The sequence below is a fragment of the Pseudomonas sp. F-14 TE3482 genome (assembly GCF_053629455.1).
This window is the reverse complement of record NZ_JBRJII010000001.1, coordinates 2633420-2650101: the sequence shown is the minus strand read 5'-3', so window position 1 is coordinate 2650101 and position 16682 is coordinate 2633420. Positions and strand designations below refer to the sequence as shown.

Sequence of the window (16682 nt, the reverse complement as noted above, 5' to 3'; positions counted from 1 at the left end):
CTGGACATTAAGACTTTAGCGGACCCCAAGCCATGAATAAAAATCTGCGCTTCAGCCATAAAATACTGCTTGCCGCCGCCCTCATCGTTATTGCTGCCTTCGCCTCGTTCACGTTGTACAACGACTATCTGCAGCGTAATGCGATACGCAACGATCTGGACAACTATCTGCAAGAAATGGGCAGCGTAACAGCCAACAATATCCAGACCTGGCTGGCCGGACGGAGCCTGCTGATCGAGAACCTGTCACAAAACGTCGCCCTGAACGCCGACACCGACAACGTCTCCAAACTACTCGAACAGAAGGCCGTGACCTCGACCTTCATGGGCGCTTATCTGGGCAACAAGGATGGCACCTTCATCATCCGCCCTGACAGCAAGATGCCCGACGGCTATGACCCTCGCGCCCGGCCTTGGTACAAGAGTGCCCAAAGCACCGGCGGCTCGGCACTGACCGAACCGTACATCGATCTCGCGTCCGGCCAACTGGTCATTTCCATCGTCAACAGTGTGCTCAAGGACGGTCAAAGCATCGGCGTGGTCGGTGGCGACTTGAGCTTGCAGGTGATCGCCGACAGCCTCAACGCGCTGGACTTCGACGGCATGGGTTACGCCTTTCTGATCAGCGCCGATGGCAAGATCCTGGTTCACCCGGACAAATCCCTGGCGATGAAGTCCCTGAGCGAGGCGTATCCGAAAAACACCCCGCGCATCGGCAGCGAACTCAGTGAAATCGACGTCGACGGCAAGACCCGCATCGTCACGTTCACCCCAATCAAAGGCTTGTCCTCGGTCAATTGGTACATCGGCCTGTCGGTGGATAAAGACAAAGCCTTCTCGATGCTCAGCGAATTCCGTACCTCGGCAGTCATCGCGACCATAATTGCCGTGGCGATCATCATCGCCTTGCTCGGCATGCTGATCCGCCTGCTGATCCAGCCGCTGCACGTCATGACCCGCGCCATGGAAGACATCGCCGACGGTGAAGGCGACCTGACCAAGCGCCTGACCATTCAAAATCAGGACGAATTCGGCATCCTCGGCACGGCGTTCAACCGTTTCGTGGAACGGGTTCATACCTCGATCCGCGAAGTGTCCTCAGCCACCGGCCAAGTCAACGAAGTAGCCCTGCGTGTGGTGGCCGCCTCAAACTCGTCGATGTTCAATTCCGACCAGCAAGCCTCGCGCACCAGCAGCGTTGCCGCGGCAATCAACCAACTCGGCGCTGCGGCCCAGGAAATCGCCCGCAACGCCGCGCAAGCGTCAAGTCAGGCCAGCGACGCGCGCAGCCTGGCCGAAGATGGCCAGCAGGTGGTGGATCGCAGCATTGCCGCGATGAATCAGCTGTCGACCATGCTCAGCGCCTCGAGCACCAACATCGAATCGCTGAACAGCAAAACCGTGAACATCGGGCAGATTCTCGAAGTGATCACCAGCATCTCCCAGCAAACCAACCTGCTGGCGCTGAACGCCGCCATTGAAGCGGCACGGGCCGGTGAAGCCGGGCGCGGTTTTGCCGTGGTGGCCGACGAAGTGCGCAACCTGGCGCACCGCACACAAGAGTCGGCGCAACAGGTGCAAACCATGATCGAGGAGCTGCAAGTCGGCGCCCGGGAATCGGTCAGCACCATGAGCGACAGCCAGCGCCACAGCCAGGACAGCGTGGAAATCGCCAACCTGGCCGGCGAACGCTTGAACAGCGTGACGCTGCGCATCGGCGAAATCGACGGCATGAACCAGTCCGTGGCCACGGCGACCGAGGAACAGACGGCGGTGGTTGAATCGATCAACGTGGACATCACCGAGATCAATACGCTGAACCAGGAAGGCGTGGAAAACCTGCAATCGACGTTGCGGGCATGCTCGGACCTTGAACAGCAGGCTTCGCGATTGAAGCAGTTGGTAGGCAGTTTCCGCATCTAGAGCCTGAACTGGCCCCTTCGCGGGCAAGCCCGCTCCCACAGTGATCTCTGTCGTACACACAATATGTGTCCACCGAAGATCATTGTGGGAGCGGGCTTGCCCGCGATGAGGTCCACCCAGACACCACAAATCCCACTATCGCGCCCCACCCGCAAAACCCCAACCGAACATCTATCCTTCATATAGGTCAACCCAAGGGAGAACAAACGGACCGGAGGAATGTTCATCGTGCATATCGCTGACATAACCATGTTCTACGCCCCTGCCAGCGGTGGCGTGCGCACTTATCTGGATGCCAAACACCGACGACTGGGCAGCAAGCCAGGCATTCGTCACAGTTTGCTGATTCCTGGGGCTCATTTGAGTGAACAGGATGGCATTTACACGGTTCCGGCCCCTGCCCTGCCCTTTGGCAAGGGTTATCGCTTCCCCCTCCGCCTCGGGCCGTGGCGCAATGTCCTGCAGGATTTGCAGCCTGACCTGATTGAAGCCGGCGACCCTTACCTGACTGCCTGGGCCGCTTTGGACGCCAAGCGGCAGCTCGATGTGCCGGTGATCGGTTTTTATCACTCGGACCTGCCGCTGCTGGTCAGCAATCGCATGGGCAATTGGGTTACACCCAATGTCGAAGCTTATGTCAGCAAGCTTTATAGCAACTTCGACCGGGTTCTGGCACCGAGTCAAATCATGGCCGATAAACTGATCGGGTTGGGCGTAAAAAACGTTTTCGTACAACCGCTGGGCGTCGACCTGCAAACGTTCAACCCCAATGCACGGGATCCAGATTTGCGGGCCGAATTGGGCATCGATGAAAATACACACCTGCTGATCTTCGCCGGCCGTGGGTCCAAGGAAAAAAACCTGCCGGTGCTGCTCAAATGCATGAAACGCCTGGGTCGTCGTTACCATCTGTTACTGGTGGGTTCATCAATGCCGACCCTGGTACCGCGCAATGTCACCGTCCTCGATGAGTTCTACCCGGCGGCGCAAGTCGCGCGTTTGATGGCCAGTGCCGATGCGCTGGTGCATGCCGGTGATCAGGAAACTTTTGGCCTGGTGGTCCTTGAAGCCATGGCCAGTGGCATTCCGGTGGTGGCCGTGGCGGCCGGGGCTTTTCAGGAAATTGTCACCGATCAATGCGGCCTGCTTTGCGCGCCGAACAATCCAGCAGCGATGGCCAACGCGGTGCGCGAACTGTTCAGTCAGGGCAGTGCCGCGCTGGGCAAGAAAGCCCGTAGCCATGTCGAGCAGCATTACGCCTGGGATATCGTGGTCGACAGCCTGCTGGGGCACTATCACGCGGTACTCGGCACTCAATGGCCACTGATCGCCAATGGTTGAGCCCATGAACGCGCCCAGCCTGTTACTGGTATTGCACGACGTTGCACCGCAAACCTGGCCCGATTACCAAGCCTTTGTCGAAGCCGTCGACGCATTGGGTGAGGTGCCGATCACCTGGCTGGTGGTGCCAAATTTCCACAAACATAACGACCTGGCTGCGTATCCGGCGTTTCGACGTTTGCTGACCCGCCGCGTCGCTCGCGGCGACGAACTGGCACTGCACGGTTACTTCCATTGCGATGAAGGGCCAATCCCCATCACTCCCCGAGACTGGTTCATGCGCCGAATCTACACCCATGAAGGCGAGTTCTACGACCTGCCTCTGGAAGCCGCCCTCTCCCGCCTGCATGCCGGAATCGAGATGTTTCACCGCTATAACTGGCCACTGGAAGGTTTCGTCGCCCCGGCCTGGCTGATGAGCGAAGGCACCCGCCAAGCCTTGCGCCAGGTGCCGCTGCGCTACACCAGCGACTCGCAGCATCTGTATCGTTTGCCGGATTTCACCGCAATCGATGCCCCCGGTCTGGTCTGGAGCGCACGCAGCGCCTGGCGCCGCGGTCTGTCGAAAATCGTCAGCGATCAGTGCGAGCAACGTTGGCGCCAGGCGCCGGTAATTCGTCTCGGCCTGCACCCCGTAGACATGCGCCATGAGTTTTCGCGTCACTACTGGCTGCACACCCTCAAACGCTTGCTCGACGAGGGACGTGTGCCGATGACCAAGGCCAACTGGCTGGCACAGCAACGCGACGTCGTCGGTCGCGCCGCATGAGCCGCGGGATTCTGCTGGTCGTCGCCCTGCTCGCTGCGGTGCTCATCCCGTCGTTGCTGGGCGGCGGCGAGACATGGTCGCGGTTGCAAAGCTTTCCGCTGAAATGGTTGCTGGTCATGTTCGGCATGATCCTGCTGTGCTGGATGCTCAACACCCTGCGCTTGCGCCTGTTGCTGGGAGATCAGCGCGGCAAGATCAGTCACGTCAAAAGCCTTGGGGTGGTGATGTCCGCCGAATTCGCTTACTGCGCCACCCCCGGTGGCAGTGGCGGACCGCTGACCATCATGGCCCTGCTGGCACGCCACGGCGTACGACCGGCCAGGGGCAGCGCCGTGTTCGCCATGGATCAGTTGAGCGATCTGCTGTTTTTTCTCTGCGCACTGAGCGGGATTCTGATTTATGCACTGTTCCAGCACCTCAGTCAGCGCATGGAATGGCTGCTGACCGTCAGTGCCATCTCGATGTTCGGCGGACTGTTTAGCTGCGTATTGGCGGCTCGCTACCACCGCTCGCTGATTCGTCTGAGTGGTCGGTTGCTCGCTCATCTCAATGTCAAAGGCACCACCCGGGTGCGCTGGGCACGAAAACTCCTGCACTTCCTGGCGGCGTTCACTGACACACTGAAGTTGCCCTTTCAGACATTGATCACGGTATTTGCACTGACCTGCCTGCATTGGCTTTTGCGCTATAGCGTGTTGTATCTGGCGTTGCGTGGGCTGGGTACGGACTTGCAGTGGGCCTGGTGTTTTCTGATCCAGATGCTGTCGCTAAGTGCGGGGCAGTTCAGCCTGTTGCCGGGCGGGGCCGGGGCGGCGGAATTGACATCGGCGGCGCTGCTGGCGCCTATGGTCGGGAAGTCCACCGCGGCGGCGGCGATTCTGATCTGGCGGACAGTGACTTATTACTTCTACCTGGTGGTCGGTGGTCCGGTGTTTTTGCTGATGCTCGGGCGGCCATTGCTCAGGAAGCTGATGAAGTTCAAACGGGCTTAAAAGACGCAGCCTTCGGCAACTCCTACAGGGTATACACCGTGCCCTTGTAGGAGCTGCCGAAGGCTGTGTCTTTTTCAGGCGCCCCCGACTGCATCGTCGCAATCGCCCTGCAACTGCTCCCACAACTCGACTGCGCCGGGAAACTCCGTGCCGTCTTCGGCGCTCAGGTCATCCGGGTCATAGCGACTCAAACAGCCCTCACCCAATGTGGCGGGTGCTTTGGAAGTGGCTTTGTCCAATGGATCGGCCATGGTCATGTTCTCAGTGCAAAAAACGGCGAAGGGCCTGCAGCGATTGAACGCTCAGGCCCTTCGAGTTTCAACCGTATCGCTATCAGAACACCACGGTTTTGTTGCCATGCACCAGCACCCGGTCTTCCAGGTGATAACGCAGACCACGGGCCAGCACCATTTTCTCGACGTCACGACCGAAGCGCACCATGTCTTCAATACTGTCGCTGTGACTCACGCGTACCACGTCTTGCTCGATGATCGGACCGGCGTCCAGCTCTTCGGTGACATAGTGGCAAGTGGCACCGATCAACTTCACACCGCGCAACGAAGCCTGGTGATAGGGCTTGGCACCGACGAACGACGGCAAGAAGCTGTGGTGAATATTGATGACTTTATGAGCATATTCGCTGCACAACTCGGGTGGCAGAATCTGCATGTAACGGGCAAGTACCACCACTTCCGCTTCGTGCTGTTTGACCAGGCGCGAGACTTCGGCGAAGGCCGGCTCCTTGTTCTGTGGGTTGACCGGGACATGGTAGTAAGGAATACCGTGCCACTCGACCATGCTGCGCAAATCATCATGGTTGGAAATCACGCAGGTGATTTCACAGTCCAGTTCGTCGCTGTGCCAGCGGTGCAGCAAGTCGGCCAGACAGTGAGATTCACGGCTGGCCATCAACACCACGCGTTTCTTCTGCTCGGTGTCGGTGATGCGCCAATCCATCGAGAACTCTTCGGCGATCGGTGCAAACGCTTCACGAAAGGCTTCGATACCGAAAGGCAGCGAATCGGCACGAATTTCGTGACGCATGAAGAACCAGCCACTGAGATTATCCGAGTGATGGCTCGCTTCAGTGATCCAGCCATTATGTGACGCCAGAAAGTTACTGACTTTAGCAACGATGCCGACGCGGTCCGGGCAAGCAATCACCAGCCGAAAAGTGCGCATGAGGGGGAAACTCCAGAACTTCGCAAAGGCCGCCATTCTAGCGATTGCGCAGCAAAACTGCAGTATTGATGACGTATGGCCTTGCCCGCAGGTTCGGTACAGGTTCTGCAAGCACACGCGACCCCACGCGATGGTGTTCTTGCGGGCAATCTTCAAGAGGTCAACTGAGAATATTTGTGACGCTATTTAACTATCCCTCCAATGTGTGTCCTGTTCCGCAACTAATTTAAATAAAACTCCGGTTAAATGTTTACTTGATGAAACACCCTGACTATTATTGTCGCACTGTCACCTGCCATCCCAGCGCCCCCAACATAAGGTAGTCCTCATGTCCTTGATCAACGAATATCGCGCCACCGAAGAAGCTATCAAAGAGCTGCAAGCCCGTTTGAAGAATCTGTCCCAAGACGACAAACTGCAAACCGAGCTGGAATTCGAAGGCAAACTGCGCACCCTGATGGGCGAATACTCCAAATCCCTGCGCGACATCATCGCGCTGTTGGATCCAGAGTCCAAAACCAAGGCTCCACGTGGCGGCGCAGTAAAAACTACTGGCACCAAGCGTGCTCGCAAAGTTAAACAATACAAAAACCCGCACAATGGCGAAGTCATCGAAACCAAAGGTGGCAACCACAAGACTCTGAAAGAGTGGAAAGCCAAGTGGGGCGGTGATGTGGTTGAAGGTTGGGCTACCCTGCTGGGCTAAGCCGCAAGCGTGTCGCAGACTGATCCGCGACCAAAAGAACGCCAGCAAATGCTGGCGTTTTTTTATGCCTGAAATTCAAGCGCAAATTATTTTCGTTTTCAAAGATTCAAACGTTTGCGTAATGACTGGACATGATTTTGCCATTCATCCAGAACCTCTCGCTGAAACGATGTAGCACTAGTCGTCAATTGAGCCGCCGCCTCCAAAAAACTATCCAGCGTATTTGGCGCGCCCCACTCAGGTGCACACAAACGTTTCTGACAGAATATTCGCCAGCGTTCTTGCTCTTCCAGGCTCAACGTATCGGGAAAGTTGCGTGCGCGATAACGAAACAATAATTCAGGCAAACGTTCATCATCGAAAGGCCACTGTTCTTGTGCTAATTGCGCAGGGTCGGCAGACCTGACTTGCTCACATAGACGCCGGTCCCGGTCACCGATAAAACCGTCGTATAACTGTTGCTCGGGGTCTTGGCTCGGAGAGAAATCGTCGCTGGCGTAAATGTCTGCCACTTTATCTCGCCAAACTTGTTGTGCGTCACTTAGCCGCAGCGCCCGCTCCTGATAAAGCGCCATATCCAGCCCCAGACGTTGCTGATCTACAGGACGGAGTACCGATAACGGCGCCACTACCGGGCACTTGTTTATGTGTATGAGCTTGAGCGGCACCGGCAGTTCGCCTTCGGCCAAGTCATCGCGGCGGGTATAAAGCCGCTGACGCAAGGTTTCGGCATCCAGATCAAGCAGCCCCTGAGGGTCCAGGTGTAAGTCACAGACAATCAGCGCGTTGCGATTACGTGGATGCCAGGCCAATGGCAGTACCACACCCACATAGTTGCGGGCCGCCGAGAAGCGCCCGGAAATATGCACCATCGGCTGCAACAGTCGAATTTGATCCATGACCTTTTGTTTACTGCGCAGTTGAAACAGCCAGTCATATAACTTCGGCTGTTTTTCCCGAATCAGGCGCGCCAAAGCGATAGTGGCGCGCACATCCGACAGCGCCTCGTGCGCATGCCCATGATCGATACCATTGGCGGCAGTCAGACGTTCGAGTTTGAGCGTGACCCGCCCCTCGTCGTCCCTGGGCCAGACGAAGCCATCGGGACGCAAGGCATAAGCGGCGCGCACCACATCGATCAAGTCCCAGCGGCTGTTGCCGCCCTGCCACTCCCGTGCATAGGGGTCGAAAAAGTTTCGATACAGGCTGTAACGGGTCATCTCGTCATCGAAACGCAGCGTGTTGTATCCGGCCCCGCAGGTGCCGGGCGCCGCGAGCTGGGCATGAACCCGTGTCATGAAATCGGCTTCGCTCAAACCTTCTTCGGCCAGACGCGCGGGCGTAATACCGGTGATCGCGCACGCCGCCGGATGAGGCAGGATGTCGTCACTGGGCTGGCAATAAAGGTTGACCGGTTCGTCTATTTCATTGAGATCGAAGTCGGTGCGAATCCCCGCCACTTGCAGCGGGCGGTCGCAACGGGGGTTGATGCCAGTGGTTTCATAGTCGTACCAGAAGATCGAGGTCACGGGCTGTTCCTGAACTGAAGACCGGCGAAGTCTAGGCGCACATAGGCCGCCCCGACCAGAAATCTTGTCATTCAATCACCTCTGACCACGCACCGTGCAATACATAGTTATGTCGTTTTTCCCCGAGAGGCTGCTAGCATCCGACGGACCAGGCCACATCAAGGTTGCCCATGCTCGACACCACAGCACTGCCAGGGAAAGCGACGCTGTCCCGGCCACTGGACACGCGGTATCACGTCGAAACGCCCGAAGGCATCGACTTGCCGCTGCGCCCGGCCGGGTTGATGGTACGTGCGCTGGCGTTCGCCATCGACCTGGGCCTGCGCGGGATGATGCTGGGCCTGCTGTTCATTGTGTTGGCGTTTCTCGGAAAACTCGGCGCCGGGCTGGGTTCGATTCTGCTGTTCGTCGTGAGCTGGTGGTACATGGTGCTGTTCGAGGTGCTCAATCAGGGCCGCTCGCCGGGCAAGCAATGGATGGGATTGCGTGTGGTGCATGACGATGGCACGCCGATCGGCTGGTCCGCGTCCTTGCTGCGCAACCTGCTGCGATTTGTCGACATGTTGCCATTCGGCTACTTTCTCGGAGCAATCAGCTGCCTGCAACATCCCACCTTCAAACGCCTCGGCGACCTGGCCGCCGGTACGCTGGTGATCTACCGCGAACAACCGCTCACCCGACCGCGACTGCCCGACGTCCCGCCACGGCGCGCAGCCTTCACGCTGACGCTGACCGAGCAGCGCGCGATCCTCGGGTTTGCCGAGCGCCAGGGTGAACTCTCCGAGGCGCGGGTCAACGAGCTCGCCTCGATACTCGCGCAACCGTTGCAGGTATCGAAGCCGCAGGCGGTGGCCGAACTCAACGGCATCGCCCGCGGACTGTTGGGCCCCACATGAAGCAAAGCCTTTTCGAAAGTCGCCACAGTGCCGAATGGGAGCAGTTTGCACTCATGCTTGAACGGCTGGAACGCGGCAAGGACGCCTCAGGAGTCGCCAGTTTCCCCAGCGATTACCGACGGCTCTGCCAACACCTGGCCCTGGCTCAGGAGCGCGGCTATAGCAGTTTCCTGATCGATTCATTGCAGCAACAGGTCCTGCGCGGGCATCAACAGCTTTATCGGCATCGCAGTCGACTGGGTGCCAACGTGTTGAGTTTCATCCTCGCCGATTTTCCGCGACTGGTGCGTGAGCAGTGGCGTTTCGTGCTTGCCGCCAGCCTGATGTTTTTTGGCAGCCTGATCGGCTTCGCGTTGCTGGTGTATCTGTTCCCGGACCTGATCTACAACCTGATCCCGGCCGAGCAGGTCAGTGAGATGCAAAGCATGTACGACCCCGTCGCCGGCCACCTGGGACGTTCGGCCGAACGGGCGGCCAGTGAAAACTGGGTGATGTTCGGTTACTACATCATGCACAACATCGGCATCGCTTTTCAGACCTTCGCCAGTGGTTTGCTGTTTGGCCTGGGCAGCGCATTTTTCCTGTTCTACAACGGGTTGATGATCGGAGCGGTGGCCGGGCACCTGACGTACATCGGCTATGGCCAAACCTTCTGGTCGTTCGTGATCGGCCATGGCGCCTTCGAACTGAGCGCCATTGCCCTGGCCGGCGCCGCAGGCCTGCAACTGGGCTGGGCCTTGATCGCGCCGGGGCGTTTGCCTCGCGCCGAAGCCCTGCAGCTGGCGGCGCGCAAGAGCGTGTTGCTGATTTGCGGGGTCATGTTGTTTCTGCTGATTGCGGCGTTTATCGAAGCCTACTGGTCGTCGAGGACCGGGCTCGCGCCGCTGACCAAATACCTGGTCGGCGCGGCACTCTGGGGCTTGGTGGCGATTTATCTATTGTTCGCCGGACGGACTCGTCATGCGCCTGAGTGATGCCAGTGTGGTGATCCGCCCGCGCACGACCTGGGAAGCCATGGACCTGGGAGTGCTGCTGAGTCAGCGCCATCGACGCTTGTTGATGACCAGTTGGGCCATCGTGACCTTGCCGATCTTCGCCCTGCTCACCTTGCTGTTGTGGGATTCGCCCTCCCTCGCTGTGTTCCTGTTCTGGTGGCTCAAACCGGCGTTCGATCGGCTGCCGCTGTACATCCTGTCCAAAGCCATGTTCGGCGAAACGCCCACACTGAAGCAGGCCCTGCGCCAATGGCCGCGCCTGCTCAAACCGCAATTGCTGGCCAGCCTGACCTGGCGCCGCCTGAGCCTGAGCCGCAGTTTTCTGATGCCGGTGGTGCAACTCGAAGGTCTGGCGGGGGAAGCACGCCAACAACGTTTGCGCGTGCTGCTGCAGCGCAACGCGGGTGCCGCCCAATGGCTGACGATCATCGGCGTGCATCTGGAAACCGCGCTGTGGATCGGCTTGATGGTGCTGTTCTACATGCTCTTGCCGCAACAGGTCGAACTCGACTGGGGCTGGCAGACCTTGATTACCGCCGCCACCCAAGACTGGCGCTGGCTGGAACACCTGACCAATACCTTTTACGTTCTGGTGCTGATTGTCTGGGAACCGATTTACGTGGCCTGCGGTTTCAGCCTTTATCTGAACCGACGCACGCGGCTAGAAGCCTGGGATATCGAGCTGGTGTTTCGCCGATTGCGCCAACGCTTGACCAGCACGGTCGTCACGCTGCTGCTGGCCGCGATGCTGCTGGTGCCGACGGCGCAAAGTGGCTGGGCCGCCGAACCGAATACTTCACCGGAATCTGCCCGCCTGTTGGAGCAACCACTGACCAGTCAGGCCTCCCGGGACAGCATCAAGGCCATCCTCGATCAGCCCCCCTTCAAGAACAAGGAAACGGTCACGCGCTATCGTTTTGGCGAAGACAAACCCGCCGCCAACAACGCGGACGAAGGTCAAACACCCGCCTGGCTGAAGGCGCTGTTCAGCTTGCTGGGCAGTCAACGCTTTGGCGTATTGGCCAACCTGATCGAAGTGTTGCTGTGGGGCACAGTGATCGGCGCCATTGGGCTATTGATCTGGCGTTACCGCGACTGGCTGCAGGCCTTTGTCAGCCGTCGACCCACGTTAAATCGTAAAGTCGCGCGGCCGTTACCGCAGCAGGCGTTCGGCCTGGACCTCAATCGCGAAACCCTGCCTGCCGACATCGCCGCCAGCGCCGAAAGCCTCTGGCAGACCCATCCCCGTGAAGCCCTCGGGTTGCTCTATCGCGCCCTGCTTAGCCACTTGCTGCACGATTTCAACATGGCGCTCAAACCCGCCGACACCGAAGGTGAAGTTCTTCAGCGGGTCGAACAACTGCAACAACCTGCCTTGCTGGCCTTCAGTAAAAACCTCACCGGGCACTGGCAGAACATGGCCTACGGGCATCGCCTGCCACCGGCGCATTTGCAGCAGGAACTCTGTGACGGCTGGCGCGCGTTATTCGGCCCCGGAGCGGCCCGTTGAACCGGCGTTTGTGGCTTTCGGTCGGTGCGCTCATCGCCCTGCTGGTGGGCGCGCTGAGTGTTTACCTGTATTTCAAGGCCATCCCCTATCAGGCAGAAATCGATCACGGCCCGTCCCCCGAAGCACAGGCCAACCCCTACCTGGCGGCCGAGCATTTTCTGCGTAAACAGGGCCTGACTGTCAGCCACGCCAACAGCCTCGACATCTTGCCGACCCTCGAACCTCATCAGCGCAGTTTGTTGTTGCTCGGCGATCGGTCGAACATGTCGCCGCGACAGGTGGATCAGGTGTTGAACTGGACCCGGGCCGGTGGACGTCTTTTGTTCGTCGCCGAAGCCCTGTGGGATGAGAAGACCGGTCAGAGCAATGACCTGCTGCTCGATCGGGTGCAGGTGCACCAGTCCCTGAGCAAAGACCTCAAGGAACCGCCGCCCGATCCTGAAGACGACCCCTACCCGAAACTGACCAAGCTGTACCTGGAAAACGAAGAGGCGCCGGCCTACGTCAGCTTCGATACCGCGTTCCATCTCGACGACCCGAAGAACCTCGCCCAGGCCTGGGCCAACAGCGGCAAGGCCACGCACATGATGCAGCTGACTCACGGGCTGGGTTCGATCACCGTGGTCACCGACGCCGACCTCTGGAAAACCCCGGCCATCGACCAGTACGATAACGCCTGGCTGCTGTGGTACCTGACGGCCGACACAGACGTGACCCTGCTGTTCAATACTGATCACGACAGTCTGCTGACCTTGCTGTGGCGCAACTTTCCACAAGCACTGGTGGCCCTGATTGCCTTGATCGCCTTGGGGTTCTGGCACGTTGGCGTGCGCAATGGCCCATTGCTCGAACCTGCCCCGAGGGCACGTCGTCAACTTCAGGAACACCTGCGTGCCAGCGCCGATTTCATGCTGCGTCGCAACGGTCAGCACAGCCTGTTGCAAGCCTTGCAACAAGACATCCTGCGTCGTGTCCGTCACCGTCATCCCGGTTTTGAACAACTCGGCGTTGCCGAACAATGGCTGGTGCTCGCACGCCTGAGTGGCCAACCCACACGCGCCATCAGCCAGGCCATGAGCCCGCGACCGAAGCAGCGGCTGTCCAGCGCTGAATTCAGCCGTCAGGTCGCCCAGCTGCAAACCTTGAGGAACGCCTTATGACTGAACAGATCGAGCCCGGCACACAGACCCACGCCGCCCAGCAGCGCCAGCGCGCCAGTCAGTTGGCCCAAGCGATAAGAACAGAATTGCAAAAAGCCGTGATCGGCCAGAACACTGTGATCGACGACGTGCTCACCGCCCTGATCGCCGGCGGCCATGTGCTGCTCGAAGGCGTGCCGGGGTTGGGGAAAACGTTGCTGGTGCGTGCCCTCGCTCGCTGCTTCGGCGGTGAATACGCACGCATCCAGTTCACCCCGGACCTGATGCCCAGCGATGTCACCGGGCACGCGGTGTACGACTTGCAAACCGAGCAATTCAAACTGCGCAAAGGCCCGCTGTTTACCAACCTGCTGCTGGCCGACGAGATCAACCGCGCCCCGGCGAAAACCCAGGCGGCGCTGCTCGAAGCCATGCAGGAACGCCAGGTCACCCTCGAAGGCCGCGCCCTGCCGATCGCGCAACCGTTCATGGTGCTCGCCACGCAAAACCCCATCGAACAGGAAGGCACTTATCCGTTGCCGGAAGCCGAGCTCGACCGCTTCATGCTCAAGGTGCGCATGGACTACCCCGATGCCGAGCAGGAATTGAACATGGTGCGCCAGGTCAGCCGCTCGACCCGCGCCGACATGCTCGACGTGCAACCGTTGCGCACCGTGTTGCAAGCCAAGGACGTGCTGGCCTTGCAACGCATTGCCAGTGATCTGCCCATGGACGATCAGGTACTCGATTACGCTGTGCGCCTGGCCCGCACCACCCGAACCTGGCCGGGGTTGACCCTCGGCGCCGGGCCACGCGCTTCAATCGCGCTGGTACGTTGCGCCCGCGCCCGGGCCTTGTTGCGCGGCGGCGAATTTGTGATTCCCGATGACATCAAGGGTTGCGCGCTGTCGGTGTTGCGCCACCGTGTGCGGATTGCCCCGGAACTGGACATCGAAGGGCTGGAAGTCGATCAGGTGCTCCGGCAGTTGCTCGACCAAGTGCCGGCACCGCGGCTGTGACCACAGTCATGCGACGCCCCCTTGTGGCGAGGGAGCTTGCTCCCGCTGGGTTGCGAAGCAGCCCCAAAACCAGTCGACGCGTACTGTCAGGTAAAACGCGTCTACCTGTTCTACGACTGCTTCGCAGCCGAGCGGGAGCAAGCTCCCTCGCCACAAAAGGTGTGCGCTGATGAAGCCTTCTCGCCTTCTCCTGATCTGGCTCGCGCTACTGTTGGCCATCGGCATCCTACTGGGCACGTTGCGAGCCTTGGACATCGCCATTCCATCCAGCCTGTTATCGATCAACTGGGGATTGCTCCTGGCGCTGCTGGCCCTGGCGATACTCGACGCCATCCGCCTCAAACGACTGCCCTCGCCTCGTGTGCAACGGCATATGCCCGGCAGCCTGGCGCTCGGTCGATGGGGCGAAGTGCGACTGGAGGTCGAGCACGACTTTGCTCAACCGCTGAACGTACACATCTTCGACCATGTGCCGCACGGCCTGGACTTCGAACACCTTCCATTGTCCGTCGAACTGCAACCCGGCCAACAGAGCCAGATCGGCTATCGCCTACGCCCACTCAAGCGCGGCCACTTCACCGTCGACCACTGCGAAATCAGCCTGCCGAGCCCTATGGGCCTATGGTCAGGCAAACGTTTACTGAACGTAGTCGACAACACCCGTGTCTACCCCGACTTTGCCCGCCTCTACGGCGGCCAACTGCAGGCGGTGGATAACTGGCTCAGCCAGCTCGGCGTGCGCCAACGCCAGAGACGCGGTCTGGGTCTGGAGTTTCATCAACTGCGCGAATTCCGCGAAGGCGACAGCCTGCGTCAGATCGACTGGAAAGCTACGGCACGCCAGCGCACACCGATTGCCCGTGAGTATGAGGACGAGCGTGATCAGCAGATCATTTTCATGCTTGATTGTGGGCGGCGCATGCGCAGCCAGGACGGCGAACTTTCGCATTTCGATCACGCGCTCAATGCCTGCCTGTTGCTCAGCTACGTCGCGCTACGCCAGGGCGATGCGGTGGGCCTGAGCACCTTCGCCAGCCATCAGCCGCGCTACCTCGCCCCGGTCAAAGGCACTGGTCAACTCAACGTGTTACTCAACAGCGTTTACGATCTCGACAGCACACAATGCCCCGCCGACTATCTGGTCGCCGCCAACCAGTTATTGGCCAGACAAAAACGCCGGGCACTGGTGGTACTGGTGACCAACCTGAGGGATGAAGACGACGAAGAATTGCTTGCCGCCGTCAAACGGCTGAGCCATCAGCATCGGGTGTTGGTGGGCAGCCTGCGCGAAGAGGTGCTCGACAGTCTGCGGCACGCGCCGGTACAAACATTGCCCGAGGCGCTGGCCTATTGCGGGATAGTGGATTATATGAATGTACGGGCAGAGCTCCATGAGCAGTTGAGTGCTCATGGTGTTCCCGTGCTGGATGCTCGGCCCTCAGAACTGGGGGCCGAGATGGTGACGCGGTATATGGGATGGAAAAAAGCTGGAACGATGTAATGGCCAATCCCATACAAAATAGTCATGTCACGATATGAATATAATGTGCGAGCACGTATGACTAGCTCCCACCCCAGAGTAATTACGAGAAGCAGTCCCACCCAACAATCTGATAGCTCTATCACAAGGAATCAATCATGGACGAGGCAAAACTATTCGCTTCAGTGCTAACGCAGATCAATGAGAACCAACTGGCATTGCGTGCCGCTGTAGAGGAGCTATCGAATTGGGTGGCGCAGCAAGGGGCTGCCGAAACAGCGGATAACATCCGATGCGCCTTACAAACGCTAGATGCAAACCAAGATTTTATCTCTTTGGCACTTATTTCTATCTCCACCGATTTTAAAAATTCACAGATTCCCAAAAAGCCTGATCTTAATGACTAGCTAACCTTCAATATTTGTAGTTTCTCCTAGGCATTACCCGATATTCCTGATCGTGTAGTAACGAGGGGGCAATAAGCTCTGCCATGTAAAAACTGACGTTAATGGCCGGTAATCTGCTTGTTGTCCTCTCCCATCAGGCTTCGCGAATAACTGCGCTAATGACTACAGAATGAAGCGCCTCTGCCTACAAATATCAGCGACCCGTCTGATTGTGGGTGGTGTCCGTCCCGACATAAGGTTCTCCTGTCGCCGCCCTTTCGTTATTTCCGAATCGGTGGCAGCCCCAACAAGGAGTTAACCGTGATAACGCCCCGACCCAACCCACTCAAAACCACCTCCAGTTCGCCCTACAGCATCCTCGACTCGAGAAAACTCCACGAAGCTGCCGACAGGGCCCTCGATCACTATCTCAAACGGGAAAACACTAAACCGTGCTTTGCCGAAGAACGCACCACCGAGGAACGATCCATGAAGATGTTCACCGTCGTACCCGATGCAAACCCCGAAGCCCTCATCATCCAGACCTATGAAACCTTTTCTTCGGTGAGCCTTCTGCTGCTGGACCTGGCGGACAGCCTGGAAGACAAACAGCGGCATCTGGCGATGGCGATTTATCAGATGAGCGAGATGGGGTTGATGCTGGCGGAGCGGTCGCTGGATATCGAGCGGGCAATTAAGCCGGCCTAGCCTTTAAGTATTGGCCGTCTAGCCTGACACCATCGCGGGCAAGCCCGCTCCCACAGGGATCTTCGGTGAACACACAATAGGTGAACACCGCCGAAACTGTGGGAGCGG

The 16682-nt window shown here is 58.7% G+C and carries 16 protein-coding genes and 1 pseudogene; 14 read left to right on the top strand and 3 right to left on the bottom strand.

The features are described 5' to 3' along the window. Positions 1–32: 32 nt before the first annotated feature. From AB7M26_RS11915 to AB7M26_RS11895, 5 genes and pseudogenes are all read left to right on the top strand, one after another. Positions 33–1064, top strand: a pseudogene (locus AB7M26_RS11915) (HAMP domain-containing protein); the annotation flags it as partial. 93 nt (positions 1065–1157) lie between these two features. After that, positions 1158–1922 (top strand): methyl-accepting chemotaxis protein, encoded by a 765-nt coding sequence (locus AB7M26_RS11910; protein WP_427623017.1) that lies wholly within the window; start codon positions 1158–1160, stop codon positions 1920–1922. 219 nt (positions 1923–2141) lie between these two features. Next, complete coding sequence (locus tag AB7M26_RS11905) at positions 2142–3263, top strand: glycosyltransferase family 4 protein (protein WP_429378276.1); 1122 nt, start codon at positions 2142–2144, stop codon at positions 3261–3263. Then, a complete protein-coding gene (locus AB7M26_RS11900) occupies positions 3256–4032 on the top strand; it encodes a DUF2334 domain-containing protein (RefSeq protein WP_429384410.1) in 777 nt (258 codons plus the stop codon). Before AB7M26_RS11905 ends, AB7M26_RS11900 begins: the two co-directional genes overlap by 8 nt. Next, positions 4029–5024, top strand: a complete 996-nt coding sequence (locus tag AB7M26_RS11895) for a lysylphosphatidylglycerol synthase transmembrane domain-containing protein (RefSeq protein ID WP_429384407.1) — start codon at positions 4029–4031, stop codon at positions 5022–5024. Before AB7M26_RS11900 ends, AB7M26_RS11895 begins: the two co-directional genes overlap by 4 nt. 74 nt (positions 5025–5098) lie before the next feature. Here AB7M26_RS11895 and AB7M26_RS11890 read toward each other — a convergent pair whose 3' ends face one another. Continuing rightward, positions 5099–5275: a hypothetical protein gene (locus AB7M26_RS11890; protein ID WP_429378270.1), complete on the bottom strand. Its 177-nt coding sequence runs from the start codon at positions 5273–5275 to the stop codon at positions 5099–5101. Positions 5276–5357: 82 nt separating this feature from the next. Further along, positions 5358–6206, bottom strand: a complete 849-nt coding sequence (gene purU / locus AB7M26_RS11885; RefSeq protein ID WP_123501370.1) for a formyltetrahydrofolate deformylase — start codon at positions 6204–6206, stop codon at positions 5358–5360. Positions 6207–6534: 328 nt separating this feature from the next. On the opposite strand from purU, the gene mvaT reads away from it, so the two are divergent. Further along, on the top strand, positions 6535–6912 hold the full coding sequence (gene mvaT, locus AB7M26_RS11880) for a histone-like nucleoid-structuring protein MvaT (RefSeq protein ID WP_007933316.1): 378 nt from the start codon (positions 6535–6537) through the stop codon (positions 6910–6912). 98 nt (positions 6913–7010) lie between these two features. Here mvaT and sbcB read toward each other — a convergent pair whose 3' ends face one another. Continuing rightward, positions 7011–8441, bottom strand: a complete 1431-nt coding sequence (sbcB, locus tag AB7M26_RS11875) for an exodeoxyribonuclease I (protein ID WP_429388821.1) — start codon at positions 8439–8441, stop codon at positions 7011–7013. A 170-nt stretch (positions 8442–8611) separates the two neighbouring features. On the opposite strand from sbcB, the gene AB7M26_RS11870 reads away from it, so the two are divergent. The 8 genes from AB7M26_RS11870 (at position 8612) to AB7M26_RS11835 (ending at position 16574) form a co-directional block, all read left to right on the top strand. Continuing rightward, a complete protein-coding gene (locus tag AB7M26_RS11870; protein WP_429384401.1) occupies positions 8612–9337 on the top strand; it encodes an RDD family protein in 726 nt (241 codons plus the stop codon). Continuing rightward, positions 9334–10311 (top strand): stage II sporulation protein M, encoded by a 978-nt coding sequence (locus AB7M26_RS11865; protein ID WP_123501365.1) that lies wholly within the window; start codon positions 9334–9336, stop codon positions 10309–10311. Before AB7M26_RS11870 ends, AB7M26_RS11865 begins: the two co-directional genes overlap by 4 nt. Next, complete coding sequence (locus AB7M26_RS11860) at positions 10298–11842, top strand: DUF4129 domain-containing protein (protein WP_429384397.1); 1545 nt, start codon at positions 10298–10300, stop codon at positions 11840–11842. The genes AB7M26_RS11865 and AB7M26_RS11860 overlap by 14 nt, the downstream gene beginning before the upstream one ends. Next, positions 11839–13002 carry a DUF4350 domain-containing protein gene (locus tag AB7M26_RS11855; RefSeq protein ID WP_429384394.1) on the top strand — a complete coding sequence of 388 codons (1164 nt, stop codon included), beginning with the start codon at positions 11839–11841 and terminating at the stop codon, positions 13000–13002. Before AB7M26_RS11860 ends, AB7M26_RS11855 begins: the two co-directional genes overlap by 4 nt. Further along, entirely contained in the window at positions 12999–14000 is a 1002-nt protein-coding gene (locus AB7M26_RS11850) for an AAA family ATPase (RefSeq protein ID WP_123501362.1), read from the top strand. Before AB7M26_RS11855 ends, AB7M26_RS11850 begins: the two co-directional genes overlap by 4 nt. Before the next feature lie 169 nt (positions 14001–14169). Then, a complete protein-coding gene (locus AB7M26_RS11845) occupies positions 14170–15501 on the top strand; it encodes a DUF58 domain-containing protein (RefSeq protein WP_123501361.1) in 1332 nt (443 codons plus the stop codon). A gap of 137 nt (positions 15502–15638) precedes the next feature. Further along, positions 15639–15887, top strand: a complete 249-nt coding sequence (locus AB7M26_RS11840; protein WP_123501360.1) for a hypothetical protein — start codon at positions 15639–15641, stop codon at positions 15885–15887. Positions 15888–16187: 300 nt separating this feature from the next. Next, positions 16188–16574: a DUF6124 family protein gene (locus AB7M26_RS11835; RefSeq protein ID WP_123501359.1), complete on the top strand. Its 387-nt coding sequence runs from the start codon at positions 16188–16190 to the stop codon at positions 16572–16574. Positions 16575–16682: the final 108 nt, after the last annotated feature.

Coding starts and splice junctions, on each gene's coding strand:
- AB7M26_RS11910 (WP_427623017.1), top strand. CDS start 1,158: ATGTTCAATTCCGACCAGCAAGCCTCGCGCACCAGCAGCGTTGCCGCG.
- AB7M26_RS11905 (WP_429378276.1), top strand. CDS start 2,142: ATGTTCATCGTGCATATCGCTGACATAACCATGTTCTACGCCCCTGCC.
- AB7M26_RS11900 (WP_429384410.1), top strand. CDS start 3,256: ATGGTTGAGCCCATGAACGCGCCCAGCCTGTTACTGGTATTGCACGAC.
- AB7M26_RS11895 (WP_429384407.1), top strand. CDS start 4,029: ATGAGCCGCGGGATTCTGCTGGTCGTCGCCCTGCTCGCTGCGGTGCTC.
- AB7M26_RS11890 (WP_429378270.1), bottom strand. CDS start 5,275: ATGGCCGATCCATTGGACAAAGCCACTTCCAAAGCACCCGCCACATTG.
- purU (WP_123501370.1), bottom strand. CDS start 6,206: ATGCGCACTTTTCGGCTGGTGATTGCTTGCCCGGACCGCGTCGGCATC.
- mvaT (WP_007933316.1), top strand. CDS start 6,535: ATGTCCTTGATCAACGAATATCGCGCCACCGAAGAAGCTATCAAAGAG.
- AB7M26_RS11870 (WP_429384401.1), top strand. CDS start 8,612: ATGCTCGACACCACAGCACTGCCAGGGAAAGCGACGCTGTCCCGGCCA.
- AB7M26_RS11865 (WP_123501365.1), top strand. CDS start 9,334: ATGAAGCAAAGCCTTTTCGAAAGTCGCCACAGTGCCGAATGGGAGCAG.
- AB7M26_RS11860 (WP_429384397.1), top strand. CDS start 10,298: ATGCGCCTGAGTGATGCCAGTGTGGTGATCCGCCCGCGCACGACCTGG.
- AB7M26_RS11850 (WP_123501362.1), top strand. CDS start 12,999: ATGACTGAACAGATCGAGCCCGGCACACAGACCCACGCCGCCCAGCAG.
- AB7M26_RS11845 (WP_123501361.1), top strand. CDS start 14,170: ATGAAGCCTTCTCGCCTTCTCCTGATCTGGCTCGCGCTACTGTTGGCC.
- AB7M26_RS11840 (WP_123501360.1), top strand. CDS start 15,639: ATGGACGAGGCAAAACTATTCGCTTCAGTGCTAACGCAGATCAATGAG.